The sequence below is a fragment of the Nguyenibacter vanlangensis genome, assembly GCF_013376155.1.
Classification (GTDB): Bacteria; Pseudomonadota; Alphaproteobacteria; order Acetobacterales; family Acetobacteraceae; genus Gluconacetobacter; species Gluconacetobacter vanlangensis.
Genome location: NZ_JABXXP010000678.1, coordinates 1 through 1,464 on the forward strand (window position 1 = coordinate 1; position 1,464 = coordinate 1,464).

The following is a 1,464-nucleotide window of genomic DNA, read 5'->3' on the forward strand; positions in this document are numbered from 1 at the left end:
GGGTCGATGGCGCACCGGCTGCCGTCCAACCTGAACCTGCGCTTCGCGGACGTGCGGGCGCTGGACGTGATCGCCCATGCGCCGGAATTGTGCCTGTCGACCGGGTCGGCCTGTTCCTCGGCCGAGCTGGCGCCGTCCTATGTGCTGACGGCGATGGGGCTGGACGCGGCGCAGGCGGCGCGGAGCTTGCGTCTGGCGGTGGGACGCTATACCTCACCCGCCGATATGGATCGCGCGGCCGCGATCCTGTGCCGGGCGGTGGCGGATGCGCGCGCGGCGGGATCGGGAGCGGCCGCGCATGCCACCCACGACGACACGGCCAGGACAGAGACATGCCGCATATGATTTTCATCGACAGCGACGGGACGCGCCGGGAGGTGGACGCGCCGATCGGGCTTTCGGTCCTCGAGATCGCCCACAAGCATGGCGTGGACCTGGAAGGCGCGTGCGAGGGGTCGCTGGCCTGTGCCACCTGCCATGTCGTCGTCGATCCGGACTGGGCGGCGAAGCTGGCCGCGCCGACCGAGGACGAGGAAGACATGCTGGACCTGGCTTTCGGCCTGGAGAAGACGTCGCGCCTGGGCTGCCAGATCGTGATGACCGAGGCCCTGGACGGGCTCGTCGTGCGCCTGCCGCGCACGGCCTGACGGAAGAAGGGAAGGGGGACGGCCCATGCGGATCATGGTCGCCATGTCGGGCGGCGTGGACAGCAGCGTGGTCGCGGCACGGCTGGTCGCCGAAGGTCACGAGGTCGTGGGCGCGACGCTGCAGCTCTATGATTCGCGGCAGAGCGCGCGCAAGGGCGCGTGCTGCGCCGGGCGCGACATCCACGATGCGCGCCGGGTGGCCGACCGGCTGGGCATCCCCCATTACGTCATCGATGCCGAGAGCCGGTTCCGCGAGAGCGTGATCGAGACCTTCGCCGATGCCTATGCCGGCGGCGAGACGCCGGTGCCGTGCGTGGCCTGCAACCAGGGGGTGAAGTTTACCGACCTGCTGGGCATGGCGCGCGACCTGGGGGCCGAGGCGATGGCGACGGGGCATTATGTCCGCCGCGTCGAGGGGCCGGACGGGCCGGAACTGCACCGCCCGGTCGATGCCGGGCGCGACCAGTCCTGGTTCCTGTTCGCGACCACCCGGCGGCAACTGGAATTCCTGCGCTTTCCGCTGGGCGACATGCCGGACAAGGATGCGGTGCGCGCCGAGGCCGCGCGGTTCGGCCTGTCGGTCGCGGCCAAGCCCGACAGCCAGGACCTGTGCTTCGTTCCCGACGGGTCCTATGCCGACCTGGTCGAGGCGCTGCGCCCCGAGATGGCGGGCGGGGGCGAGATCGTGGATGCGGCGGGGCAGGTGGTCGGCCGGCATGAGGGGGTGACCCGCTTTACGGTCGGGCAGAGCCGGCGGCTGGGACAGGCCGCGATGCGCGACGGGGCGCGCCAGATGGTTGTGGGCATCGAGCCCGCC

At 71.3% G+C, this 1,464-nt stretch carries 2 protein-coding genes and 1 pseudogene; all 3 read left to right on the forward strand.

What is annotated here, in order from left to right:
- Positions 1-345 (forward strand): annotated as a pseudogene (locus HUK84_RS17945) (IscS subfamily cysteine desulfurase); the annotation flags it as partial.
- Entirely contained in the window at positions 333-647 is a 315-nt protein-coding gene (locus tag HUK84_RS17950; protein ID WP_176641461.1) for a ferredoxin family 2Fe-2S iron-sulfur cluster binding protein, read from the forward strand. The pseudogene HUK84_RS17945 and the gene HUK84_RS17950, both read left to right, overlap by 13 nt.
- A 25-nt stretch (positions 648-672) precedes the next feature.
- Positions 673-1,464: tRNA 2-thiouridine(34) synthase MnmA (gene mnmA / locus HUK84_RS17955; RefSeq protein ID WP_176641462.1), on the forward strand; the 792-nt coding region annotated here is incomplete at its 3' end.

Coding starts and splice junctions, on each gene's coding strand:
- HUK84_RS17950 (WP_176641461.1), top strand. CDS start 333: ATGCCGCATATGATTTTCATCGACAGCGACGGGACGCGCCGGGAGGTG.